The organism is Faecalibacterium hattorii (assembly GCF_003287455.1).
Lineage (GTDB): Bacteria > Bacillota > Clostridia > Oscillospirales > Ruminococcaceae > Faecalibacterium > Faecalibacterium hattorii.
This window is the reverse complement of sequence record NZ_PRLC01000008.1, coordinates 101,132-126,007: the sequence shown is the minus strand read 5'-3', so window position 1 is coordinate 126,007 and position 24,876 is coordinate 101,132. Positions and strand designations below refer to the sequence as shown.

At 53.7% G+C, this 24,876-nt stretch carries 25 protein-coding genes; 12 read left to right on the top strand and 13 right to left on the bottom strand.

Annotated features, from left to right (window positions below; translation table 11 throughout):
* A partial coding sequence (locus C4N23_RS07240) for an XRE family transcriptional regulator (RefSeq protein WP_112145119.1) occupies positions 1–606 on the top strand: 606 nt, incomplete at its 5' end.
* Between the two features lie 290 nt (positions 607–896).
* Here the strand turns inward: C4N23_RS07240 and C4N23_RS07235 are convergent.
* A complete protein-coding gene (locus C4N23_RS07235; protein WP_112145117.1) occupies positions 897–2,510 on the bottom strand; it encodes an ABC transporter ATP-binding protein in 1,614 nt (537 codons plus the stop codon).
* A gap of 129 nt (positions 2,511–2,639) precedes the next feature.
* On the bottom strand, positions 2,640–3,869 hold the full coding sequence (locus C4N23_RS07230; RefSeq protein WP_181567091.1) for a radical SAM protein: 1,230 nt from the start codon (positions 3,867–3,869) through the stop codon (positions 2,640–2,642).
* A 124-nt stretch (positions 3,870–3,993) separates the two neighbouring features.
* Between C4N23_RS07230 and C4N23_RS07225 the strand changes: the two genes are divergently transcribed.
* Positions 3,994–4,911, top strand: a complete 918-nt coding sequence (locus tag C4N23_RS07225) for a helix-turn-helix domain-containing protein (protein WP_181567090.1) — start codon at positions 3,994–3,996, stop codon at positions 4,909–4,911.
* Here the strand turns inward: C4N23_RS07225 and C4N23_RS13810 are convergent.
* From C4N23_RS13810 to C4N23_RS07180, 9 genes are all read right to left on the bottom strand, one after another.
* The gene (locus tag C4N23_RS13810; RefSeq protein ID WP_181567089.1) at positions 4,908–5,327 is read right to left on the bottom strand and encodes a hypothetical protein; all 420 of its coding nucleotides are present in this window, start codon (positions 5,325–5,327) and stop codon (positions 4,908–4,910) included. The two genes, C4N23_RS07225 and C4N23_RS13810, sit on opposite strands and share 4 nt — an antisense overlap.
* Before the next feature lie 413 nt (positions 5,328–5,740).
* Positions 5,741–7,138 (bottom strand): site-specific integrase, encoded by a 1,398-nt coding sequence (locus C4N23_RS07215; RefSeq protein ID WP_112145111.1) that lies wholly within the window; start codon positions 7,136–7,138, stop codon positions 5,741–5,743.
* A 12-nt stretch (positions 7,139–7,150) separates the two neighbouring features.
* Positions 7,151–7,543 carry a helix-turn-helix domain-containing protein gene (locus C4N23_RS07210; RefSeq protein WP_112145109.1) on the bottom strand — a complete coding sequence of 131 codons (393 nt, stop codon included), beginning with the start codon at positions 7,541–7,543 and terminating at the stop codon, positions 7,151–7,153.
* A 32-nt stretch (positions 7,544–7,575) separates the two neighbouring features.
* Positions 7,576–8,796, bottom strand: coding sequence for a plasmid recombination protein (locus C4N23_RS07205; protein WP_112145107.1), 1,221 nt, complete (start codon positions 8,794–8,796; stop codon positions 7,576–7,578).
* A gap of 411 nt (positions 8,797–9,207) precedes the next feature.
* Complete coding sequence (locus C4N23_RS07200) at positions 9,208–10,524, bottom strand: DNA primase family protein (RefSeq protein ID WP_417306201.1); 1,317 nt, start codon at positions 10,522–10,524, stop codon at positions 9,208–9,210.
* 117 nt (positions 10,525–10,641) lie between these two features.
* Positions 10,642–11,031: a hypothetical protein gene (locus C4N23_RS07195; RefSeq protein WP_112145103.1), complete on the bottom strand. Its 390-nt coding sequence runs from the start codon at positions 11,029–11,031 to the stop codon at positions 10,642–10,644.
* A gap of 533 nt (positions 11,032–11,564) precedes the next feature.
* Positions 11,565–12,299, bottom strand: a complete 735-nt coding sequence (locus C4N23_RS07190) for an ABC transporter permease (protein WP_112145101.1) — start codon at positions 12,297–12,299, stop codon at positions 11,565–11,567.
* A 4-nt stretch (positions 12,300–12,303) separates the two neighbouring features.
* The gene (locus tag C4N23_RS07185; RefSeq protein ID WP_112145099.1) at positions 12,304–13,053 is read right to left on the bottom strand and encodes an ABC transporter permease; all 750 of its coding nucleotides are present in this window, start codon (positions 13,051–13,053) and stop codon (positions 12,304–12,306) included.
* Position 13,054: 1 nt separating this feature from the next.
* The gene (locus C4N23_RS07180; RefSeq protein ID WP_112145097.1) at positions 13,055–13,981 is read right to left on the bottom strand and encodes an ABC transporter ATP-binding protein; all 927 of its coding nucleotides are present in this window, start codon (positions 13,979–13,981) and stop codon (positions 13,055–13,057) included.
* A gap of 165 nt (positions 13,982–14,146) precedes the next feature.
* On the opposite strand from C4N23_RS07180, the gene C4N23_RS07175 reads away from it, so the two are divergent.
* The 3 genes from C4N23_RS07175 to C4N23_RS07165 all read left to right on the top strand — a co-directional run bounded on the left by C4N23_RS07175 (position 14,147) and on the right by C4N23_RS07165 (position 17,166).
* A complete protein-coding gene (locus C4N23_RS07175; protein WP_112145095.1) occupies positions 14,147–14,866 on the top strand; it encodes a response regulator transcription factor in 720 nt (239 codons plus the stop codon).
* Positions 14,863–16,227 carry a sensor histidine kinase gene (locus C4N23_RS07170; RefSeq protein WP_112145094.1) on the top strand — a complete coding sequence of 455 codons (1,365 nt, stop codon included), beginning with the start codon at positions 14,863–14,865 and terminating at the stop codon, positions 16,225–16,227. The genes C4N23_RS07175 and C4N23_RS07170 overlap by 4 nt, the downstream gene beginning before the upstream one ends.
* A 687-nt stretch (positions 16,228–16,914) precedes the next feature.
* Positions 16,915–17,166, top strand: a complete 252-nt coding sequence (locus tag C4N23_RS07165; RefSeq protein ID WP_055190982.1) for a DUF6061 family protein — start codon at positions 16,915–16,917, stop codon at positions 17,164–17,166.
* Positions 17,167–17,204: 38 nt separating this feature from the next.
* Here C4N23_RS07165 and C4N23_RS07160 read toward each other — a convergent pair whose 3' ends face one another.
* Entirely contained in the window at positions 17,205–17,672 is a 468-nt protein-coding gene (locus tag C4N23_RS07160) for a MerR family transcriptional regulator (RefSeq protein WP_112145092.1), read from the bottom strand.
* Positions 17,673–17,789: 117 nt separating this feature from the next.
* On the opposite strand from C4N23_RS07160, the gene C4N23_RS07155 reads away from it, so the two are divergent.
* The 3 genes from C4N23_RS07155 to C4N23_RS07145 are packed head-to-tail and all read left to right on the top strand — an operon-like array spanning position 17,790 to position 19,845.
* Positions 17,790–18,170, top strand: a complete 381-nt coding sequence (locus tag C4N23_RS07155; RefSeq protein WP_181567088.1) for a flavodoxin family protein — start codon at positions 17,790–17,792, stop codon at positions 18,168–18,170.
* Complete coding sequence (locus C4N23_RS07150; protein ID WP_112145088.1) at positions 18,170–18,922, top strand: carboxymuconolactone decarboxylase family protein; 753 nt, start codon at positions 18,170–18,172, stop codon at positions 18,920–18,922. The genes C4N23_RS07155 and C4N23_RS07150 overlap by 1 nt, the downstream gene beginning before the upstream one ends.
* A gap of 35 nt (positions 18,923–18,957) precedes the next feature.
* Positions 18,958–19,845, top strand: coding sequence for an aldo/keto reductase (locus tag C4N23_RS07145; RefSeq protein WP_055190974.1), 888 nt, complete (start codon positions 18,958–18,960; stop codon positions 19,843–19,845).
* A 506-nt stretch (positions 19,846–20,351) separates the two neighbouring features.
* On the opposite strand, the gene C4N23_RS07130 is transcribed toward C4N23_RS07145, so the two are convergent.
* Positions 20,352–21,188: a hypothetical protein gene (locus C4N23_RS07130; RefSeq protein ID WP_112145086.1), complete on the bottom strand. Its 837-nt coding sequence runs from the start codon at positions 21,186–21,188 to the stop codon at positions 20,352–20,354.
* Between the two features lie 290 nt (positions 21,189–21,478).
* Here C4N23_RS07130 and C4N23_RS07125 point away from each other — a divergent pair, with 290 nt between their 5' ends.
* The 4 genes from C4N23_RS07125 to C4N23_RS07110 all read left to right on the top strand — a co-directional run bounded on the left by C4N23_RS07125 (position 21,479) and on the right by C4N23_RS07110 (position 24,688).
* The gene (locus C4N23_RS07125; RefSeq protein ID WP_097840139.1) at positions 21,479–22,261 is read left to right on the top strand and encodes a ZIP family metal transporter; all 783 of its coding nucleotides are present in this window, start codon (positions 21,479–21,481) and stop codon (positions 22,259–22,261) included.
* Positions 22,262–22,507: 246 nt separating this feature from the next.
* Positions 22,508–23,119 (top strand): class I SAM-dependent methyltransferase, encoded by a 612-nt coding sequence (locus C4N23_RS07120; RefSeq protein ID WP_112145084.1) that lies wholly within the window; start codon positions 22,508–22,510, stop codon positions 23,117–23,119.
* An 88-nt stretch (positions 23,120–23,207) separates the two neighbouring features.
* Complete coding sequence (locus tag C4N23_RS07115; RefSeq protein WP_112145082.1) at positions 23,208–24,050, top strand: class I SAM-dependent methyltransferase; 843 nt, start codon at positions 23,208–23,210, stop codon at positions 24,048–24,050.
* On the top strand, positions 24,047–24,688 hold the full coding sequence (locus tag C4N23_RS07110; RefSeq protein ID WP_112145080.1) for an L-2-amino-thiazoline-4-carboxylic acid hydrolase: 642 nt from the start codon (positions 24,047–24,049) through the stop codon (positions 24,686–24,688). The genes C4N23_RS07115 and C4N23_RS07110 overlap by 4 nt, the downstream gene beginning before the upstream one ends.
* The last annotated feature ends 188 nt before the right edge of the window (positions 24,689–24,876 follow it).

Genomic DNA, 24,876 nt, shown 5'->3' with positions numbered 1-24,876 from the left:
GAAAACAAAAAACGCCCAGATGCAGTCCTTTCGGACTTGCATCTGAGCGATGGCGCAGTGGACGTATTAAGGAATGGGAATTTCAATCATCGGCTGCTGTGTGAACTTTTGGAACATCCCGATTTTTCCCGGTGGATGACCGACCTTGAGATCTGTGTGGACGGTCTGGTCAGTGACCGCATCCGGGATATGAATGCCATGGTGGAAGCCACCCGGCAGGAACTGGAAAAGCGATACCATGCCGATGCAGAGGACCTGACCATGCGGACGCTGAAGGCGGCGCAGATCAACGAGGACGAATATTTCGGGCAGATCCTCTATGATGAGCTGGCGGCGATCCTGAAGCAGATCAAAGCGGCACATGGGACCGATAAGACCACGTCGGACGGCGCAGCGGTCGAGCAAGCGAGGAAGCAGCTTGAAAATGCACAGAAGTTTGAAGGTTCTCCGTTGGAAAAGAAGATGAATGTCCTGATGGGACAGATCGGCATCGACTATTCCAAGCTGACGAAAGAAGAACAGATGACCTTGCTGCGAGTGTTCAATAAATCCTCTATGTTAAAGCACCGCACAAAGGCCGGGATGCGGGGCAAATACAGACGCTGATTATTTACCTTGCGGCTTATAGGGAAAAACGCTGCTGCGGCAGGAAGGAGAACGTACACCATTGGTTCCTCTGCAAGCCTGCGCTGGGTGGGCAGAAACCATTAGCTGCCATCCCCATCCGCGCATCCTTCTGCCGCAGAATAGGTGCTTGCCGGAGCTGCTCACAGTCCCTTTTCCGCATCAGCCGGAACCAAGGTGTAACACACTAGACTTTGCAAACAAAGTCGTGTGTCACGAAACCCCGGCACGGTTTCTTTGGATTCTTCCGGCTATTGCGTTGCTTCCCGGTTTCAGACAATAGAAGATGCGGGCGTCAACTCGTACACATGATCGAACTGGGCTTTACGTTCGTCGCTCAGGTGATGGCTAATCAGGATCAGGGTCAGGTCAGGGTTGGACAGCAGGCTCTTCTCCACGATGTCGGCGTTCTTCTGGTCCAGGGCGCTGGTGCCCTCATCCACCAGCAGGATGCTGCGGTTATGGATCAGAGCACGGGCGATGGCCACGCGCTGCTTCTGGCCGCCCGAGAGGGCGTTGCCTTCCTCGCCCACCGGCGTATCCAGACCCTTGGGCATATTGGCAAGGTCGCCTGCCAGGGCGCTGTCACGCAGTGCCTTTTCCATCTGCTCGTCGGTAAAGTGCTCACCCAGGGTAATGTTCTCACGGATGGTGGTATTGAACAGGAACACATTCTGTTCGATGTAGCTCATTTTCTGCTGGAGCTGCTCGGGCGTGTAATCCCGCACGTCTCTCTCGTCATAAAGGACCTTGCCCTGGTAGCCGGGCAGCCAGCCCAGAAGAATCTTCAGCAGGGTGCTCTTGCCGCAGCCGGAGGGACCGGTGAGGGCGTATTTGCCGCCTTTCTTGAATTCCGCGTTCATGTGGACCAGGATCGGCTTCTTTTCATCGTAGCCGAAAGAGACATCCTTGACCGTAATGCCTTCCTGCAGGGTAGGCAGACCGAAATCAGGAAGCTGCGCCTCGCCGGCATGGATGGTAATCTTATCGAAATAGGGCTTGCTGGCCGAGAAGGACACTGCAAGTTTGGACACCTGGTTCAGTCCATTATACACGCCGGCGCAGATGGTACCGGTGCCCATAAAGGTGGCCAGAGAAATCATATCATTGAGGATCAGGACACCCAGCAGGATGACAACGGCCACTTGGCAGACGGCGCTGACATAGGCCAGACCACAGCCGATGCCGTCCTTGTTGATGGTCAGTTTGTACTTGGCCTGCTCCATGCTGTCGCTGGCTGCATCGACTCCGCTGGTAAACCGTTCATCCTTGCCAAAGAAGCGAAGCACATCGTAACCTGCCAGCAGATCCTTGATTTTACTGACGCTGTCAGCCTGGCTGGCGGCACAGGCTGTGCCAACGGTTCCCAACCGTTTGCTGAACAGACGAGGAACGAAGATCATAACCAATGCGATGACCAGAGAAATCACCAGAAGCAGCCAATGAATGGATGCCAGTGCAACGATGCCGAACACCACCTGTGCCGCAGAACCCATGATGGTGAAAAACGGAGTCCAGGCCATCTGCTCAATCTGGTTCACGTCGTTGGTAAACTGGGAGAGGTACTCGCCGCTCTCCTGCTTATGATACTCCTGATGGGTCTTGTGCAACAGGCCCGCTGCCATATCCCGGCGCAGAGCGTTGTTCATCCGGCGCACGGCCCGGCCATGGAAGAAGGTCTCTGCAATCAGGCAAAGGACCACGGCCAGCCAGGTCAGCAGAAGAAGAATGATCCGAATGGTGAAAGCCCGCAGATCACCGTCCAGCAGTCCCTGGGTGATCTGAATCTGTACCAGACTGGTGCAGACCTGCAAACCATAGGCAACAACCATACAGATGGAGGCCGCTGTAACAGTGGGCCAGCACTTTTTGAGATAATACTTCATGATTTCCACCTCTTCTGTGATCGTTCCATCTGTCTCTATGAACAGTGGATTGTGTGCTTTGCTCTTTCTGATTCAAATTGTAGCACACAGGATGAGGAATAAACATATCGTTTTGCGTTAGTTAACTGATTACACACATTCTGATTTTCTATAGAGGCAAACTGTCTTTCCATCAATAATTTCAGACTTTTTGCACTGCATATTCATGCAGCGCAAAACATTCCGGCAGCTACGACACTCGGGCTTCAGATCAGAAAAGCTCCACCGGCAGTTAACCTCCGGGTCGATCACAATACCTTTTTCGGGATCAACCCAACCTAACTGGTTTTGCGGGTGGTCAAGCGCCACAGTGCATTTGCCAATTTTTCCATTGGCCCGGAATACCATGCTATGTGGATAGGAAGCGTAGCACACCTGTGCAAGGGCTCCGTTTCTGTGGTTATGACACGACATCCCGATCTTATCCAGATATGCAACATGTTTTGCTACCAACACATCTTTTGTATCCTGATGAAGGATGGATAGACTGTGGACGCCTTCACCACCCCAGTCACCAACAGCACGAACAAGTACGGCGAAGCGTTTGTCATGCCCAAACAGACGGTACAGATAATCATACCAACTGTAGTCCTCATCGTCGGCCAGAATATTGTGGCGCAGCGTGATATGAAAGGAATACTCTGCCGGCGGCAACTTGGAAAGAGAGGCCAGATTGTTAATGATGGTCTGCAGGGTTCCTTTGCCGGATACATGGGGCCGAGTCTTGTCGTGATTCCAACCATCAATTGTAATTTGATAGCTGGTGATCCCTGCCTGATAGAACTGCCGAAATAGCTTGTCATTCAGCAGATAACCATTGGTGGTCATATTGGCAGCATAGTGAAAGCCATACTGTTTCTGCAGATTTTGCACAATGTTGGACACTTCCAGCACAGTGTCTTTGCAAAGAGTAGGTTCACCTCCAAACCATGCAAGTATGACCTGTTTATAGCGCGGCGCTTGTGCAGTTATATACTCCTCAATTCGGTCCAGTGTGTCACGAGTCATACTGACCGCATGGTGATCTTCATAGCAATATGGGCAGCGGAAATTGCAGCCTTCCGTCGGCATCAATGTTACCATGAAGATATTATCCAGCAAAGATCTCACCTGGTGCAGCGCATGGTCCAGTTCTTCCTCGGTTACCAGAAGCTCTTGCTCATGCAGATAGCGTGTCAACGGCGTATTCAGTTCCGCACAGCCGCCGCAACGGGTGAGATTGATGAACTCCTTCTGCAGGCCATGATCGGTCAGCCGGACGGTATTGCGATACAATTCTGATGTAATATAAATAGCATCTTCTTCCGTGCGATAGGTCACATAGCTGGGTACCATCCCGCTGCCGGATATGGTATAATGTCCTTAGAATATTGATATTGGTTGACACACAGTGCCAGCTTTAAACTACAGGAGCGCGGCAGCTATAATGAGGAGAGACTCAGCAATGAAAAATGTCTTTCTGGGAGAATACATTAAACAGCGACGGCTGGATCTGGGTTTGACGCAGGAGCAGCTCTGCGATGGAATCTGTGAGCCTATGACTCTTTCCCGACTGGAAAATGGGAAACAGACCCCCAGCCGCAACCGGATCAATGCCCTTTTGCAGCGTCTGGGCCTGCCGGATGACCGCTATTTTGCTCTGCTGAGTAAAAATGAACTGGAGATGGAAGCTCTTCAGAAAGAAATTGTTGCCTGCAATGTGACCGAAAAGGTGCCGGAGGGCTTTGAGAAGCTTGCACAATTTGAAAAGCTGGCAGATCCGGATGATCAAATTGCGCAGCAATTTGCCCTGCGTTCAAGGGTACTTCTGGGACGCTTAGATGGACGCTACACGCCGCTGGAACAAATCGATCTGCTAATGCAGGCAATTCAGCTGACTGTGCCCCGCTTTGACCTGGAGAGTATAGAAAGTTTCCTTTATACAAAAGATGAAATCACAATTATCAATCAGATTGGGCTTGCTTACTCTGATGCTGGCCAAAATAAAAAAGCAGCTGAAATCTACTATCAGCTGCTTAAGTATGTGCGTAAGCATTTTAAGGAAACCATAACATCTATAGGGGTGTTGCCTTTGGTCCTTTATAATTATGCTCGGGTACTGGATTTGTGCGGTCGCTATGAGGAAGGAGCTGCACTCGCTAAAGAAGGACGAGAAGCCTGTATTCAATATGGACATTACCAAGTATTGCCCCGATGTCTGGAAATTGAAGCGGAATGCCGACATTTTATGGACGATGACGAAATCAGCAAAGAATTGTACTACCAATCGTATTATCTCTGCAAAGTCATTGGATATCAAATCGGGTTAGAGGTTGTCAAAAAAGAAGCGAAAGAATACTTGAACATCGATTTTATGAGTTAACCCATGTCTCCAACGCCCGGCATAGCATCACATGGCTGGATAGAAGGTCTGTCCGGATTCTCAGGCTGATCAGAACCGTCAGGTTGTTCCGTTTCGGTCACACCAGGCTGCGGTGCTGGCAAGTCTTCAGGCTCAGCGGCAAAGCAGGGGACAGCCAGTAGACTGGTGGCCAGAACAATAGAGGCAATCAGGGTAAAGATACGTTTCATCATTTGTTTTTCCTTTCGTTTTATGTTGTTTTCTTGTTGGCAAAAGGATACCACTACAAGGCCATACAGACCATATCGTGCTGTGTTGCTTTTTTCTAACACAAAACGACGGGTTATACTGAGAATGAGGTCAGATGCTTTCCAATCGGCTTGTGATGCAGCAAGTACTAAAAATAAGAGAATGGCCACCCAAACCAATGCCGTCAAGTCGTTGTCGGATGAAGTGGATTTTAGTTTGTCTGGGAGTAAGTGCACGGTTTCTGCACGGTTTTTGCACGGTTTCAAAACGTGCAAAGGGTGCAAATCGTTGCAAAATCGGACAAAGGGTGCAGAAATTACCGGGTAAAAAATCACATTGCTTTGATTAAAAATAACGATAACTCGAAACTTCCAGAAACTGAGACGAACCGGCGACTTGCTCTCTTAATCAGTGGGCCCAGGGTTCGAGTCCCTGGAGGTTCACCAGATATTGAACGTCAAATCGTAAGATTTGGCGTTCTTTTTTGTGTAGGAAAGCAGCTACACACTTTCTGCACACCGTTTGCACATTTGCCCGAATCAGGGGCTTTTCTGCGCAAGGTTTGCACAGCCTGCTTTCCTTTGCATAAAAAGAAGAAATTTTAGGCGAACAAGGCTCTCGTCAATTCTCTGCGTTCGTCTGCATCCATTAGCCGGATGGCTTCAAGGATCTCCTTGCCGGAGATTTTTGTTGCCGCCGGCTTTTCGTTTTGCCGGGGCTCAGGTGCTGCCGGGGCCAGATCTTGGGAATAGAAGTTTGCCTCGATCTTTTCGGTCAGTTCCAGCCGGGGCTTGTCCTGCGTATGGGCGTAGGTGTCCATCAGGACAGCAGCAGTTGCATGACCGGTGTTGCCCTGTACCGACTTGAAGTCGCCATCCGACTGCAAGAGCTGGTAGGTGGCACTGGAATGCCGTAGACCATGGAACACGATCTGCTCAAACTCCGGATGCTCCGCTCTCCACAGACGATACCACTTTGTCAGCAGCTCCGGTGCGATGGGCAAGCCGTCCGGGAGCCGGAATAGCTGCCCGCAGTTGCTGTACTTTTCCGGGGCGTTTTGCTCGTCCTGCTTGAGCTTTTCCAACCATGCCAGAAGTTCTTCCTTCAAGGGCTTCGTCATATACAGGACGCGGTTGGACTTCTTGGTCTTGGGCCTTTTCAGGATGAGAGAGGACTTGCTGCCCTCACGCCTGTCCGGGAAGGTGTGGTAGACCTGATTGGGGTCGAGCTTTTCCAAAGCGTCCTTATTGGCTCGCTGCATGGTCTTGCTGACTGAGATGGTGCCACGCCCATCGGCTGCATCAAAGTCCAGATCACTCGGCTGTAAGCCGAGAATTTCGCCCTCACGGAGCGAAAGGATCATGCTCATGTGCACCGCCAGATTCAGGGCAGGGTTCTGGATGGTCTGTAAGGCTGCCAGCATGGTTTTCTCGTCCCAGATGGTGCGTTCCTCGATGTTGACCTTGGGGGCATCACGGGGCAGGGGAATCTTGTGGATGAGGTCCCACTCCACTGCATAGGAAAATGCGGTCTTGAGCAGCGTGTGGACTTCGTGGATAGAGGTGCTGGACAGCAGCCGCTTCTTCTGCTTCTTGGACAGGTCCTGCTTCACACTGTGCACATACTGCCCGCAGGAGGTCTTGGCAAGGGTGGCATAGAACTTCTCAATGTCGTAGGTGCGCAGCTCCTGCACTTTCCGCTTCCCGATATACGGCACGATAAGGTTCTGCACCATCGCTACGGACTGCGTGTAGGTCTTGGGGGACCACTTGTGCTTTGTGGACTGGATCGGAATCCACTTGTACAGCATTTCCTCCACCGTCATGGTGTCGGGGACGAGGAATGTGCCGTCCAGCAGTTCTTTCTCGACCGTGATCTTTCGCTCCTGCACCTCCTTCTTGGTCTTGAAACTTTCCCATCCCTCGCATGGCTTGCCGGAATGGTCTTTGTACTTGTAACGGACGGAGTAGGAATCTCCGCGCTTCATGATAGATGCCATAGATTACCTCCCTCAGACCGCTGCAAACCAGTTGTCGAAGCTCTGCTTGTTCACCCGGATGCTGGTGCCGATGCGCAGCACCCGGAAATCCTTCGTGGTGTTGCACAGGTTGTACGCAGCGCGGGGAGAAATCGCCAAAAGCTGGGCAATCTCTTCAACCCGGTAAACAAGGGGTTCGAGTTTGGCTGCTTTGGTCTGGTCAGAAGATTCAATGGCAGGGGATTTGTCCGAAGTTTCGTCAGAAATCGCTTGAGATTTCTGACAGAAAATTCGCATGGAGCAGGATGCTCCTGACATCTCCATTGTAGCGAGGTTCGAGTCCATTTGCAAGGACTTATTCGTATAATCTTCAGATTTCACAGAGGTGGTATTGCTGGAAATAGGGAAAGTGCGGTCATTCACCATAGGCAAGTCTCCTTTTTTACATCCAGATAACATTAAAGTTCGGCGCTCTTCTGGTGGCTAGCTTTGGACGGTGCATCTGCTGTCCGTTCCGGTTTCTGTGCCAGAAGATTCTCAAAAAAATAGCGTACACGCTCCGGGGCGTGGCGCATAGCGTCCAGATAAGGCTGAACTTCGTTCCGCAGGTTACGGTAGCGGGTTTGCCAGTTGATAGAATTTTGTTGTGCAGCGGACAACTGCTGTTTGAGCTGACGGTTTTCCACGTCCACCATAAAACCGTGGGCGGCTTGGCTTTTCAGTTGGGAAAATTCTTCTTCGGTCAGCGAATAGTTGCCAAGCAAGGTCTTTTTGCCCAAAGTGGCAACATCCTGTGCATGGATAAGAGCGTTTTTGGTAAGAGTGGACTTTTTCTGAATAGCGGCAAGCGACTGCTTCTGCTGGTCGGCTTGGGCGGTCAGGGTATCTAGTCGCTCCTGCTCCCGCCGGACTTTGAATTGGGTGACGGTCAGGTGTTCTTCAGTGCTGCCACGCTCACCGCGCTCCACATCCGTGTACCCGGCATTGCGCATATAGTTGAAGAAATCATCTTGCAGGACACTGTACGACTTCTTCAGGACTGGCTTGCCGTTCTTTTGCATGATAGGCTTTCCGGCATCGTCCAGCAGGGGCTTGGATGCCCATTTCTTGCTTCGGCTGACCTGCATGACGGTCTCCTTGACTGTGCCGACCAGTGCCTTGTCCTTGCAGCGTTTCGACCAGAGGATCTGCCTTTCCACCACAGGCACATAGACCACATGGAGATGGTAGTGGTAGACCTCTCGGCCCAGTGCTTCGGTCATGGCGTGGTTGATCTCATCGGCGTGCATGACTGCCGAGAGGATATACTGCTCACCGCCCACGATTTGAACGGCTGCTTTGTAGGCATCCTCATAGAACTGCTTGGCGAACTCGTAGCCGCCGTAGTTGTCGAAATAGGCAGAGTTGACATCAAAAATCAGCTCACAGTAGTGGGTGGCATCCGGCTTCAAACCACGGGTGGAGATCGTGCCGTTGGCTTCCATCTGGGCGAACAGGTCGGTATAACTGGCGGCAGGCTTCTTGAAATGGACGTTCCATGCAACGCGCTGGGGGATAATGTCGGGGTTTCGATAGCTGTCTTTTTCGCGTTCGTTGTGCTGCTGGGTGTTGCCAACGGCCTTGTCCGAAACGGCGAGATTTCGGACACTGGTGCGGTCAATACCATCATTTCTTGCCAAGGGCATCCGTCCTTTCAAGGTTCATCGGGAGGTGACGGGGAGCAGAGATGCACTTCTGCGGAAGTGTAATAACCCACTATGACACTTTCATCCCTGCGGTCTGCAAAGTGTAGTGGGGTCCTGCCGGACCGGCTCCCCCTTTGTCGCTTTGCGACATTTCCCCCGCAATGCGGGGGAATCTACCCCTCGGGGGAACGTCTCCTGCGGGAGAGTTAAGACACCGTTCTTGCCGTTGGAACGGTGTCGGCTCCGTACACGGTGAAAAAGTTGTGTACGGAGAAAAAAGTGCCGTACGAGGTGTACGCTGTACGCAGAAAACAAAACATGACGATGAATCGAAAGATTGCAAGACTTTGCCATACGGCGTACAGTACGTACAGACCGTACGGCATTATTTTGCAAAAATCGCTTTTATGCTGCCGGGTAGACAAGAGCTTCGATGCCCATGAATCCGCGTACCCTGCGGCCACCGGGCAGATAAATGTTGTTGGTTGGTTCGAGATCCAGTCGGACAGCGTTCTGGCTGACCTCCGAACTGAGCCGTGCTGCCGATACCGGGTGACAGGCATTGTCCTCACACCACAGCTTGTAGATTTCATAGAGGTCTCTGGAGCTGATGGAGAAGTCTGCCTTATAGCGGAAGTACCCCTCCGAGTCCAGAAAGTCGAGGACATTGTTGCTGCTCCGTTTGATAGTCTCCAGATTGGCGGCAGCTTTGGGACTGACCGTGAACTTGTAGCTGTTCCGCAGCAATCGCTGCAAGCCATCCAGACACCACAGCAGGATGCCTTCCAATTCTGCGGACAGGGCTTCTACAAGGAATGGGTCATCTTCCCGGTTGGCAGGGCGGTCTTTGGTGGTCAGGACGAGCTGCCGCCGCCAGAAGCCGTCCGAGTGGTCGTACAGAGCGGTCAACGCACCATTGCCAAAGCAGAGAAACCGGGCGTAGATGTCGCTCTGGTAGCTTTGGATGCCCTTGCGTTCAACGTCCATCTTGGCTTCTGCGGTCACGATGGATTTGATATAGTTTGTCTTGGGCAGGGCGTTCATGTTCAGATCATCATCTACCATGAGCAGTCGATTCTCAAGGTCGGCACGAGCAAAGCGGCTGGTTTCGACTTTCTGGATGCTGCTATTGCTGACCGCATCGCCCATCAGTTTTTTCAGCACCAGACCGATGCGGGATTTGCCTTCACCGCCTTTGCCGAGCAGGAACATCATCTTCTGCCCTTTGGTGCAGGGGATAAGGCAGTAGCCGAGGTATTCCTGCAAGGTAGGAATGTCCTCTGGCTCCAGCAGCTCATTCAGAAAGGCCAGCCAGCGTTCTGGCTTGGCAGCTTTCGGGTTATAGGCCACAGGCAGGCGGTTTCGGCAGAACAGGCGGCTTTCCTGAAACGTACCGTCTGCAAGGTGGTAGATGCCATTTTTGAGGTGGATGCAATCCACCTCAATGTCCAGCGGAGCTGAATAAGCAATGATACGCAGACTTTCCAGCAGATTGGCCACCCTCTTGGAAAGCCCATGAATGATAAATGCCTGAATCTCTTTCAGGATGAGCTGCTTCAGCTCGGCTTCATCTTCCACCGGGCCGTCCGGGGTAAAGAAGCGGTTCTCGATGCACTTCATAGGGTGATTGCGGATAAGTTCGTGACAGAACGTCACTTCGTCGATTTTTTCGCCGTCAAACCAGTCCGGCCATAGCGGATTACGAGGAGAACTTTTTCCCATAGGCATACCGTCCTTTCGGTTGCGTTACAGTTATTCAAGTGGTCAATTTGACCACTTGAATAACTGTAACAGGTTGATGAACTTCCGGTATCTCTCATCCATGAAGGGGAGAGAACTTTATTTGGTGGATACGTTACGCTTATCCAAGTGCTCATTTTGAGCACTTGCAGCATCTGTAACACGTTTTCGATAGTCTTTTTGCCGACAGGCATTGCTGCAATAGCGGGCACCTGCACGTTTGGGCGTGAATTTCTCGCCGCAGCACTGACAGACCAAATCCTGACGGTGTATTTGGCGGTATTCCCGCTGCCGCCGATTGTTGGCCTGATTGCCGCACCAGTAACTGTGACAGTATTTCTTGGTGTAGATGGTGGTGTAGAACACCCGACCGCAGCCGCCGCAGACGATTTTGCGGACACCGTCATATCCAGCGGCTTGCTGTTCTTCGTATCGCTGTTTCAAGTAGTCCTGATACTCCCATTCAAGGCGTTCGTTATAGCTGCTCATAGAACCCCCTCCTTTCACTGGCGTTACGGAAAAACAATGTGGTCAATTTGACCACATTATTTTCTGGTAACTGAGGAACCAACGTTTAGCCGTTCTCCCTGCATGGCTTTCCTGCCCCCCTTCCGGCGGCGTTTTCCGGCTCTCCCACTTGGGGGTCATCGCCGGGTATCCCATGCAGACGGTCATGCGGTTTTCAAGGTTCGTTGCTGATTTTGCAATAAAAAATCGCCACACAACAACCTGAACCTGACCATCCCTTCCGGGATGGCCTTGGTTCGGGTTTGCTATGTAGCGATAAGAAAGTTAAAAACTTGCTCCGGTTCCTTTGGGAGCCGAGCTGGAACTCTAAGTAAATATGTTATATTAAATTGTTGGGATAGATTACCACAAAAATCGCAATGTGTCAATAAAAAACTTTGATGATGTGCTGATTTCGGCAGCTTGCAAGAAAAAACAATGAAAACTTTGGCAAAAAGAGAGAGGGCTGGATGCTGCCAGCCCTCTTGACAGGAGCAGATACGCAGATTTCTATTTTATGCCCGCACATCTTCCCGGCGCAAAAGCAGCCATGCCAGAAGGAACAGTGTCCCCAGCCAGAAGATGCAGCTGAAGGCAAACAGCCCGTAGCTGCCCGCCAGAGCATCCGCACTTTTGTTGGAGTTCATTCCGAGCTGCATCAGGGAATAGGGCCACAGGATTCCAAAGCCTTTGGAACTAATAAAGATGCCGGTAATGCCGCCCAGCAGCCCCAGAAAAATGGGCACGGCAAAGCTGCGGATGACCATGGCCAGCACCAGCTGTGCGGCAATGACAGCCAACGCGCCCAGCAGTCCCCGCAGTAAAAACAGCGGTAAGGTGACCGGCGGCAGCCCGGGCAGATGGGCAAATACCTTGCCACAGAACACGAACAGCGCAAATACAAAGCCGTGGGTCAGCAGCGCCAGCTTTGTCACCACCGCAAACTTTGCGGCAAACAGGTCCAGCGGCGGTACAGGGCTTGCCATGATCAGGTTCCAGTTGTGCCCCAGATGTTCCAGCCGCCACAAGTAGGCAGCATAGGTGGCTACCATGGCAGGGAAGAAGAGCATGGAATAAAACAGGGTGTGCTGGGTCCACAGGCTATACCAGCCGTCGGTGAGGATCTCAAGATTTTGCAGATAATTGAACGTGCCATAGGTGGCCGAAAGAATGGGCAGCACAAAGAACATTGCCCAGATGGGGGATGCGTGGAGTTTGCGGTCCTCCGCAAGAATACAGCGTTTCAGCATGGTTTTATACCTCCTCGTCCTGTACCTTGCGCCACGCAAGGGCAAACAGCACTGCGCCCAGCGCAAGGGTGAAGGCCAGCAGTCCCCAGTTGAAGGGGCGGGTGCCGTAGGTGACGGTGTGGGTGGCCTTGTCCCAGTTCGCCACTTCGTAGGCGCTCAGAGGGATGTAGTACCCAAAGGGCACAAAATAACTGGCAAGCGGCGGCATAAAAGCAGAAAACAGCCCCACCAGTGCCCCTACGATGCCCACGCAGAGCGCCGGCAGGGGATTGCCTACCCACAGCATCAGCAGAAATTCTCCAAAGAAGAGCATTGCGTCCACCGCCAGCGTGCAGACGAACAGATAGACCAGCTGTCCAGTGGGAAAGGCTTCGGTATAACCATGGACACGCCCCAGCATCGGAACACAGGCCAGCTCCAGCACCGTGACCAACAGCACCTCCAGCACTCCAAAGACCGCCTTGCCTGCAAACAGGCTTCGGCGGCTCTGCAGGGTGTAGAGCAGCTTGGAGGTGTTGCCTTTGATCTCCATATCCCACAGCCGGGAGGCCAGCACTGCCATCATCACCGGCATCAGAATGGCTTCAATGACGGGCAGGCTGTAAAGCAGAGCGCTGTAACCGTTGGCAAGCTCCTCCGGGTCTGCCGGGGCAAGGCCGCCCACCCATAGCACGACAATGCCGGGGATGAGTAGGCAGAGAGCAAGATCGTGCCTACGGTGGGCTTTTTGCAGTTCTGCATGGAAAGCTGCCATCTTACGCCACCTCCCCGCTGGTCTGGGTCAGGCTGAGGAAGATGTCCTCAAGGCTCTTTGTCTGTGCAGTCAGTCCAACTACGCCCACGCCGCTTTCGGCAAGGGTACAGACCAGTGCCGCCAACGCTTCGTCCGGCAGCGGGGGAAGCTGTAGGGTGCCCGGCTGATTTGCCGGTGCAGCGGCTTTTACTCCCTGCTGCTGCAGGACGGCTGCGGCTTTGGGTGCGTCCAGCACCCGCAGCAGAATGCCGCCCCGGCTGTGCTTTTGCAGTTGCTGCAGAGAACCCTCGAACAGCAGTTTGCCGTGGTTCAGGATGCCCACCTGATCCACCATCTGCTCGATCTCGCCCAGCAGGTGGCTGGAGATCAGCACGGTGGCTCCGGTGGTCTGGGGCATGGAAGCAATCAGGCTGCGCATCTCCTGAATACCTGCCGGGTCCAGACCGTTGGTGGGTTCATCTAAAATCAGCAGTTTGGGGCTGCCCAGCAGCGCCATGGCAATGCCCAGCCGCTGCTTCATGCCAAGGGAATACTGCCCCACCTTCCGGTCAGCGTCTTTGGTCAGGTGCACGATCTCCAGCACCCGGCTGATGTCCTTCCGGTCCACATCTTTCAAGTCAGCCACGATGGAAAGGTTTTCCCGGGCAGTCAGGTGCAGGTAACCGGAGGGGGATTCGATCAGACTGCCGGTCTGCCGCAGCAGGGCAATGCGGTTTGCTTCGTTTAGGGTGTGCCCCAGCAGTTCCACGCTGCCGCCGGTGGGGTGTACAAGCCCCAGCAGCATCTTCATGGTGGTGGATTTGCCCGCACCGTTGGGGCCTAAAAAGCCGTAAACACATCCCTCCGGGACGGTCAGGTTCAAATGATCCACCACCGGACGGCCATGGTAGTTTTTGCAAAGGGCATGGGTCTCGATCACAGGTTTCATAAATGGTCTCCTTTCGCATTCATGGTTTTCGGAACGATGCCAGAATACACCCGCTGCCTTAAACTGACCGGAAGCGCAGCTTAATTTACCCTTAAATTTGCAGGTGTTTTCCGCTGCGGCGCAAAAAGTGTGGTATAGTAAAGGCGGGAAAGGAGAACTGCCCTTATGGATACCGTTTATGATGCAAAGCTCCTGCTTGTGGACGACAACGCCGAGCTGCTGGCACTGCTGTGTGAGCAGCTGCGGGGCGCAGGCTACTGCCGCCTGAAAACCGCCCAAAGCTGCGCCGCTGCCCGCGCCTGTTTTGCGGCAGAGCAGCCAGAGCTGATGATCTTGGATATCAACCTGCCGGATGGGGATGGCTTTTCGCTGTTCCGGGCGTTGCGGGCAAAAGCGGACGTTCCGGCACTGTTCCTCTCCGCACGGGATGCGGATGCCGACCGTCTGTTCGGGCTGGGTCTTGGCGCAGATGACTACCTGACCAAGCCCTTTCTGATGCAGGAGCTACTGCTGCGGGTGCAGCATATTTTGCAGCGGGCGTACCGGGCAGAGCTGTCCCGTACAAAGCCGGCACCTTTGCAGCTGGGGGAGCGGTGCGTAGACCTGAATGATGCCATTGTTACCCTGCCAGAGGGCAAAACACTGACGCTGACCGCTACCGAGCTGGCGCTGCTGCGGAAATTGGCAGAGAACCGGGGACACATCGTTACCTACGATGCCCTTTGTGCGGCGGTCTGGGGCGCAGATTACTATGGCTACGAGAACAGTCTGGGGGTACATATCCGGCATCTGCGGGAGAAGCTGGAAGCCAAACCCGGTGCGCCGCAGTTTCTGCGGACGGTGCGGGGTATTGGCTATAAGCTGACAAAGGGGGAAGAAGCATGAAAACCTTTGTGCGCCTGATTCGGCGGTATGTGCTGGCGGCGGTGGGCATCGTTCTGCTGTTGTTGTTTTCCGGTGTTGCGGTGCTGGGCTGGCTGGGCTGGCAGGAGGGCTGCCGCCTGCCGCAGCGGGAGTATTCATCCAGCGAGATCGCGGATTCCATGGTGGAGACCGCCGAAGGGCTTGCCTTTGGGGCAGAACGCACCCCGCAGGAGTGGATGAATGGCTACGAGTGGGCGATGGTGCTGGACGATGTGGGAAACATCCGCTGGAGCTACGGTCTGCCGCAGGATCTGAACCATGTCTACACTCCCGGCGATATCGCCAAATTTGCCCGCTGGTATCTGGCGGATTACCCGGTGTTCTGCTGGACAGAACCCTACGGACTGTTCGTCATCGGGCTGCCAAAGGGGAGCCTGTGGAAGTACAGCATTTACAGCTCACCGGACTTTGCCCTGAGCATGGTGCGGGTGCTCCCGGCAGCAGCGCTGGGAATGCTGCTGCTGGGTCTGGTTCTCTGCTTCTGGCTGAGTTGGAGGGGGGCAAAGCGGCTGGAGACCGTGACAAACGGTCTGGATGCACTGGCGCAGGGGCAGACCGTCCGGCTGCCTACCGACGGTTTTGCCGGGGAACTGGCAGAAAAGCTGAACCAGACCGGGGCGCAGCTGCAAGCCAAAAATGAGATGCTTTCCCGGCGGGACAACGCCCGCACCCAGTGGATCGCAGGGGTCAGCCATGACGTGCGCACCCCGCTGGCGCTGATCTTAGGCTGGGCGGAGCAGCTGGAACAGGATGCACTTTTGCCGGACAGCTCCCGGCAGAAAGCGACCGGCATCCGCACCCAGTGCGAAAAGCTCCGCACCCTCATTGATGACCTGAACCTGACCAGTAAGCTGGAATACGGTGCCCAACCCCTGCGCCGGAAAGACCTCCGGGCAGGGCCGCTGTTCCGGCAGCTGGTGGCGCAGTTCTGCGAAAGCCCACTGGCAGAGCGCTGCGAGATCACACTGGAACAGGAAGAACCAGCAGAGCAGACCGTGCTTTCGGTGGATGAGGCGCTGCTGGCACGGCTGCTGGAAAACCTGCTGAACAACAGCGTCCGGCATAACCCAAAGCCGGTGAACATTACCGTGCACACCCGGCAGGTAGGGGAGCGCTTCTGCCTGACCGTGGCGGATGACGGCATCGGCTATCCGGCTGCCGTTCTGGCGGCGCTGAACGCTGCGGAGCCTACCGAAAATGCGCCTCATATCCTTGGTCTGTATGTAGTGCAGCAGATCGCCGCCGCCCATGGCGGCACGGCAGTGTTCGGGCAGAACACCCCCTGCGGAGCAAAAGCAACGGTCTGGTTGCCGGTAAAATAAAAAATGTGAACCTTTTAGGTGTTTCCACCCAGAAAAGTCCACATAGAGAGAGCTGCTTTGGATTTATAAGAGATCGCAGTTGTCCAAATCCCTGCCATGAATCGTAATTGTTGATGTACATTTGATGCTTGGTTTAAACAGGTGAAATTGCGGATGCCATTTTCGAGCCAAACCAGCCCATTTTCCCAGCTTTGCATAAAAATCCGATCCCTGTTTTAAGGGGCTGATTTTGGCTCTGCACATTTTTGCACACTTTTTGCACACCGGAACAGCTGGATGACGGATGCAAGAGGGGATAATAGGTGCAAAGAATGCAGCGGATACAAAACACAAATTTACGCAATTCTGAAAATTGACGATTGTTGCACGTTGGTTTCTCTTAATCAGTAGGCCAAGGGTTCGAGTCCCTGGAGGTGCACCACAACAACAAAATCCGAACTTTTTTCCGATAGGAGAAGGGTTCGGATTTTTGTGTTCTTCGGAAAGCAGGATGCCGCGGTTGCGCAGCAATGAAATCCCAGTGGGGCTTTTAAGCGGCAGAGTGGTCTTGCGCCAGCAAGATGGAGGGGCCTTGCCCCGACAAGCTCCGGCTCCTTCCCGGCGGCTGTGTGTCCAAAACCTTATCAAAAAAGACGTATCACAAAAGTCACAACTGTAAAGGTGCCGTAAGGCAGAAAGGACACGAGTATGAAGTACGATGAAAGAACCTGCAAATTCAACATGGACACCGACTGCGTGGAACTGCTGCTCCGGGATGGGAGAAAAATTTCCATCGACTGCACCGGGGTCGAGGATGCACTGGACATGACTATGGCGCAGCAGACGGAACTGGACTATCTCATCTACAATGATCCGCTGGCGTATGCCGAGCTGATTCTGAATGGCGCCCCGGAGAAATACTTGAAAACTGTAACCGGGAGCCATGGGTTAGAAGATTAAGAAAAATGCCGTTCCAAAAGCAACTGGAACGGCATTTCTTATTTTTCGCCATTCGGCATCTTCTGTCCCCGCAGCTCCTGCCGGATGGCACGGAACTGCTCCGGCACATCCGCATCGGTCATCGCACTGGGGACATCCACTGTCCCAGCGGCTTTGGCGGCTTCATAGAACCAGCATTTATACTCCACGGTCTCCAGCGTGTGCTGTAACTGCTGGATCTGCTGGGTGAGCACCTCGCGCTGATGCCGGAACATTTCCAGCCGGGTGTCAATGGTGTCGTCTCCCTGCATGGAAAGCTCAATATACTGCCGGATATCCTTGATGGACATTCCGGCTTTTTTCATGCAGCGGATGACCTGCAGCCACTCGAAGTCGTTTTCCCGGAACATCCGGATGCCGCCGGAGGAACGCTCCACAAAGGGAAGTAACCCTTCTTTGTCGTAGTAGCGCAGGGTGGAGGCAGGTACGCCCAGCTTTTGTGCCATTTCGCCTACGGTATAGATCATCTGAAACCTCCGTTTTTTCAAAAAGCCCTTGACTTAAAGTGCGCTTTAAGTTGTATGATAAAATCAAACTTTATCAACATCATAATGCGGATGCACTCTGCTGTCAAGGAGGTTCCTATGAGCAAGAAGGTATTGATTTTGTCTGGCAGTCCCCGGAAGGGCGGTAACTCTGATATTCTATGCGATGAATTTCTGCGTGGAGCGCAGGATGCCGGGCACAAAGCAGAAAAGATCCGGGTCGCTGAGAAAAAGGTGGCTCCCTGTTCCGGCTGCTACTACTGTAGCACCCACGGCGGAGCCTGCGTCCACAAGGATGATATGGCAGACGAGAAAAAAGCCTCTGCGGACACTACGCTGGCCTGCTTCCGGGGCTATGCAGACTGTGTGGAAGGTGCCGTGGAAAAGGGAGTCCTTGTAGCAGGTGGCGTTTACGAGCCGGGTGCAGTGCGAAACACCTCTGCCATGGCACAGGCTTACGAGATGGGGAGGAACGTATAATGGCAGTGAAACAAACAGCAGGGCGGGATGCTCTGGGCGAATTTGCACCAAAATTTGCAGAACTTAACGATGAGGTACTATTCGGGCAGGTGTGGAGCCGAGAGGATAAACTCTCCCTCCGGGACCGCAGCCTTGTGACGGTGGTAGCACTGATGGCGCAGGGACTGACGGACTCCTCGTTTCGGTATCACCTGACGGCAGCGAAAAACAACGGTATTACCCGGACTGAGATTGCAGAGATCCTGACCCATGCGGCATTTTATGCAGGCTGGCCCAAGGCGTGGGCGGCTTTCCGCATGGCAAAGGAGGTCTGGGCAGAGGACGCTGCAGAGGATGCCAAGGCAAAGCACCAGAGCGAAATGGTGTTCCCCATCGGTGCATCCAACGACGGTTTTGCACAATATTTCAGCGGAAAAAGCTATCTGGCACCCTTGTCCACCGCACAGGTTGGCATTTACAACGTCACCTTTGAGCCGGGCTGCCGGAACAACTGGCACATCCATCATGCCGCAAAGGGCGGCGGACAGATCCTTGTCTGCGTGGCAGGCCGGGGCTACTATCAGGAATGGGACAAGGAGCCGCAGGAGCTGCATCCGGGCGATGTGGTGAATATTCCCCCGGAGGTCAAGCACTGGCACGGTGCTGCACCCGATTGCTGGTTCTCTCATCTGGCAGTGGGAGTGCCCGGCGAAGGCACCTCTAACGAGTGGTGCGAGCCGGTGGCGGAAGAAACCTATAAGGAGTTGCGGTGATAAACACAGGATCATCTCAGCAGGGAGGCTTTTATATGAACTATATCACATTGAATAACGGCGTAAAAATGCCCCAGCTTGGCTATGGGGTCTATCAGGTCTCACAGGAGGAATGCGAGCGCTGTGTACTGGATGCTTTGCAGGTGGGCTACCGCTCCATCGACACGGCACAAGCCTACTTCAACGAAGAGCAGGTGGGCACAGCAATCGAAAAATCCCGTGTGGATCGCAAAGATATTTTTCTGACCACCAAGGTTTGGGTCGAGCATTACGGTTATAAGGAGGCCAAGGCATCTGTGCTAGAATCCCTGCGTAAGCTGCGAACGGATTATCTGGACCTTTGTTTGTTGCACCAGCCGTTTGCTGATTACTACGGCGCATGGCACGCTTTGGAGGAGCTATATGAGGTAGGCAAGATTCGGGCCATTGGCGTGTCCAATTTTTATCCTGACCGCCTCGTTGATCTGTGCAGCTTTGCTCGTATCAAACCCATGGTGAATCAGATAGAGGTGCATCCGCTGCACCAGCAGGGCAAGGCAAAGGAATGGATGGAAAAGTACGGCGTTCAGATGGAGGCATGGGCTCCCTTTGGCGAAGGTCGGAGTCAGATGTTCACAAACCCTGTGCTGGCAGAAATCGGCGCAAAATACGGCAAAACCGTGGCACAGGTCATTCTCCGCTGGCATTTGCAGCGGGGCGTGGTGGTCATCCCCAAATCCACCCACAGGGAGCGGATGCAGGAAAATCTGGAAGTGTTCGACTTTACGCTGTCCTCTGAGGACATGGAAAGGATCGCCGCACTGGATACCAAAACCAGTGCCTTCTTTGCTCACGACGACCCTGCAATGGTGGAATGGTTCGCCCAGATGGTGGAACAGCGCAAAACCAACCACGTTGCAGCCAAGGAGAAAAAGAACTGGTAAATGCGTTTTGACGGATACCCAACCATGATGAAACAAAAATAGGGTGCGCCCCTGCGGACGCACCCTGAAAAATCCACATACGATAGCAATATGTACAACAGGGCGTTCCCCGTCGGGAACGCTCTGTTTCTCTCTGTAGTGGGAGGAATTATGTCAAATTGACACAATTCCTCCTCGTCCGTTCTAAGCAGGTTTTGGGGTTGGACCGCGTTTGCGCAGCGCAGCGGAGCAATGAAAGCCCCAGTGGGGCTTTTAAGCGGCAGCGCGGTCTGCGACAGCAGATGGAGGGGCCTCGCCCACAAATGTTTCCGAATTGTTAAGACGCAAAAAATAAGTAGCGGGGCTCTGCTCATGTAATGGGGTCACCGTTCGCTCTGAACGAAGTTCGTGCCTCTGTTTGTGCATTAAAGACGCAGACTGCTATAAAACGGCAAGGTCTCTCGCAATCAAGAAACCTTGCCGTCTTGTGTTATATTTTACAATAAATTAGGCAGCTTCCCGTGTATTCACAGTGCCACGCTGACCGGCAGGACATACACGCCGTCGGCGGCGTAGAAGGTGATCTGAGTAATCGTCTTGCCGATGATGGATGCAAAGTAAGGATCATCGGCATTGAAGCCCAGCTTGGTACCATGCCAGATGTTGGTCACATGATGCAGGCCGTACTCACTGCCATCGGCGGTGGTCAGAACTACGCCGTAGACCTTGTTGGCCTTGTAGTCCAGATCAAAACCGGAGATTTTCATCTCGTAGGTGGTGTGGTGACCGTTGGTATTCAGCTCCACAGTGGTGCCCTCTACGGTGGTCTCGGTGGCGTGGACCTTGCCAAACTCCCACTTGCCGCTCAGCAGGTTATACCATGCGGTGATGTAGTAGGCAGGGGTCTCGCTGAGCTTGTAGTAAGCGTAGCTCTCGTTCTCAAACAAGGCATCTGCGCCGGTGTAGGTGGTGGTGGATTCCTTGCCCTTCAGGGTAACGGTAATGTCGTAGCTGTCGGCATCGGTGACCTGCTTTGCATTCTTCAGCGCCCACGGGGTCAGCACCTTGACCGGGAAGGAAACGCCGGTGATGTCGGTGCCGTCCGCGTTGACGTGGTAGGAACCGCCGGCAAGGTTGCCCGCACGGGTCTTGTTCTTGGTGGCGCTGGTCACAGCGTCGATCTTAGATGCGTTGTCCACACCGGCAGCCTTGTAGAAGTCGGCGTAGGGGATGTTCATCTGGACATAGCTGGAGGTCAGGCAGTTCTCCTGTTCCACCTCTTCCGCAGCGAAGGCCGGGACTGCCACAGCGCATACCAGCATAGCGGCCGCAAGTGCACCTGCAAATACTTTTTTTAATCTCATGATAACACACCTCTATCTCAGTTTTGAAAAAACAGTTAGCTTTACCTAACAATTGACGCAAAAAAATGCAGGGGAAAAACCCCTCAGATGGTTAGGCAAAACGAATTCGCGAAGTAAAAATAGCACTCCCACCGGGCGTTGTCAAGTAGAAACCGGAAAGTTTACAGAGGTGAATTTTTCGGTGCAGGAAATGATCTGCATCCTCTATACCGCAAAGCCCTTGACCTTTTTGCCGGAGCGCAGTATACTGCCTGTATGGTTAGTTATGTTTAACCACAAGGAGGTACTACATGATACAAGACGCATTCTGGGGGATTTTGATCCCCTTTCTGGGCACAAGCCTTGGGGCGGGCTGTGTGTTCTTTTTAAAAAAGTCCCTGAGCGACGGCATTCAGCGGGCGTTGACCGGCTTTGCTGCCGGAGTGATGGTGGCGGCATCGGTATGGAGTCTGTTGATCCCGGCCATGGAGCAGGCCGCAGATCTGGGCAAGCTGGCGTTTTTCCCGGCGGCAGTGGGGTTCTGGCTGGGTATCCTGTTTTTGCTGCTGCTGGACCATCTCATCCCCCATCTGCACCAGAACAGTTTGCAGGCCGAAGGGCCAAAAAGCCAGCTCCAGCGCACCACCATGATGGTTCTGGCGGTGACGCTGCACAACATCCCGGAGGGTATGGCAGTGGGCGTGGTCTATGCCGGATACCTTGCCGGAACTGCTCAGATCACCGCCGCCGGGGCGCTGGCACTTTCCCTTGGCATTGCCATCCAGAACTTCCCGGAGGGTGCCATCATCTCCATGCCACTGCGGGCGGAAGGAATGAAAAAAGGCCGGGCGTTTTGGGGCGGCGTACTGTCCGGCATCGTAGAGCCCATCGGGGCAGTGCTAACGATTCTGGCGGCAGGCATCGTGGTGCCCGCTTTGCCCTATCTGCTCAGCTTTGCCGCCGGAGCCATGCTGTATGTGGTGGTGGAGGAACTGATCCCGGAAATGTCGCAGGGACAGCACTCCAACGTTGGCACGGTATTTTTTGCGGTGGGCTTCAGCGTGATGATGGTGCTGGATGTGGCACTGGGGTGATGGTTGGAGTCCCCGAAAGCGAAATCTCTTTCGGAATCTCCGAAAATGCCTAAACTCCTTGACAGAGGCAACAGCAGGGCGTATTATTTTGGCAGAAGGACCGCCGAGAAGCGGCTTTTTATAGAATGAAAAGTTAGCATTATCTAACTTTCGGCACGAGGAATTGCTGGCCTGTCATCCGGTGCAGTGGGCGCATCTGGTAAAAAGCATTGCAATGTGAACGGCAAATAGAAAGAGGGTGGCGTTATGTCCTTTTTTGAAAACACCCGAAAGCCCGTAGGCCTTGGCGGGAAGATCATGGTCGCCATGATGAACTTTGGACACAGCGCAATGGCAGAATGGGGACTGCGCTTTTTACAGCTTGCCCCGAACGCCATGGTGCTGGACTGCGGCTGCGGCGGTGGAGCGAACATGAAAACGCTGTTGAAACTGTGCCCCAACGGCAAGGTGCAGGGCATCGACTACTCAGCCGTCAGCGTGGAAAAAGCGCGAAAAGTCAATGCCAGAGCCATTGCGGCAGGACGGTGTACCGTGCAACAGGCAAGTGTGGCAGAGCTGCCGTTTGAAGCGGAACAGTTTGATGTGGTGACCGCCTTTGAAACGGTCTATTTCTGGCCGGAGCTTGCGCAGAATTTCAGAGAGGTCTATCGGGTGCTGAAGCCCGGCGGGGTCTTTTTCATCTGTAACGAAGCAAACGGCGAAACGACAAAAGACGACAAATGGACGCAGATCATCGATGGCATGACCATCTATACGGATACTGCACTGAAAGAGTATCTGGAACAAGCAGGATTTTGTAAGCTCAAGAGCCACAAAAACAAAAAGGGCTGGCTGTGCGTTACGGCGCAAAAGCGGTGAAGTAGTGTAACCGTAACACTTGGAACCGTGAAGAGTATGGCATGGTTTGTCTGCCGGAAAGCAGAATAAGGAGAACGGGGAGGAACCTATGAAATACAAAATCGAGAAAAACACCGTGCAGGAGACGCTGATCCTCCCGCTGTATTCCCGGAAGCTGTGTACGGAGCTGTACCCGAACCTTTACCGGGACGAAACGGCGGTGCATCTGCTCGACCAGATCGACTACGACTTTTCAGAGGCAGAGAAAAATTCCCGCAGCCTGATGCAGCGTTTCGGTGCGCTGGAGGTCGCCATGCGGCAGAATGACCTTGCCTTTGAGGTGCGGGCGTACCTGAAAAACCACCCCTGTGCGGCAGTGGTCAATCTGGGCTGCGGGCTGGATAACACCGGCAGAGCCTGTGACAACGGCAGATGCAAGATCTACAATCTGGACTTCCCGGATGTGATCGCCCTGCGGCAGCAGCTTCTGCCCGCCGGGGAGCGGGAACAAAATATCCCCTGCGACCTGAAAGAACCCGCATGGTTTGACAAGATCGATGCCTCTGGCGGGGCGGTATTCTTTGCCTCCGGAGTGTTCTATTACTTCCTGACCCGGCAGGTCAAGACGCTGGTGCAGGGGATGGCAGATGCTTTTCCCGGCGGCGTGTTGGTATTTGACGCCGCAAACCGCACGGCGGTAAAGATGATCGCCAAAACGTGGCTCAGAACGGCAAAAATCAAGGATGTAGGGGCATATTTCGCGGTTTCTGACGCTGAAAGGGAGCTTTCCCCGTGGGACAATCGCTTACAAGTGTCCAGCCGGGGCTATATGTTGGGGTACAACAATTTGAAAGACCCATCCGTCAGCGGCTTTTTCCGGTTTCTTGCAAGGGTCGGGGACAACGGGATGAAAATGCAGATCGTGAAGATCGGATTTGGAGACAGACAATGAAATATGCCGGAATGCCCTTTGGAATGTGGGTGCTGTTTGCTGGCTCCTTTCAAAAGCAGCTGACCACTGTGCTGGGCTATGATGCAGCCACCGCAAGAGCCATCACGAAAAAGGCAAAGCCGCAATACCGGCAGATCATCCGCAGTCTGCCGGAGTTTGAAAAGGCCGACCGGTTCAAAATGAATCTGGTCAACTGCGCCATGGTCGGCGCGTTCATTCTCTCCATGCCGCAACGCCCGGAGGTGGACAGGCTGACGGATTACTACGCAAAGTCCATGATGACAAAGCCCATGCAGTGGTTCTGCCGCAAGAGCGGAAAAAGCAAGTTTACCCCAAAGGACATAGCCGCCATGAAGGCCACCGCTGCTCTGAAAGCCGCCGACCGCAACCCATACTCGTGGAACATGGAGTTTTACGAATACCCGGATGGCAGCGGCTACGAGGGACGCTTTACCAAATGCGGCATCTGTGTGCTGATGAAGGAGCTGGGGCTGTACGACCTGACCCCCGCTTTGTGCCATCTGGACTACACCATGAGCGAAGCGGGCGGTGTGACCGACTTTGTGCGGCAGTACACCCTTGCCTCCGGCGGGCCCTACTGCGACTGCGGGTACCTGTGCACAGGCACTTGCCATTAGGGACTTATCATCACAGGAGCCACCGGCACCAATGTCAATGATGTAGCTGTGGATAGAACTTGCAGAGTTGGCCGATATCAGAATTTCGTTTTGGCGTTTGATTGTGCTTGTTCCACCTGCAATACATCCGCCAGCGCACAAAATATCCGCTCCGGTCAAGTATCCCAGTCTATTTTGCATTGCAAAAT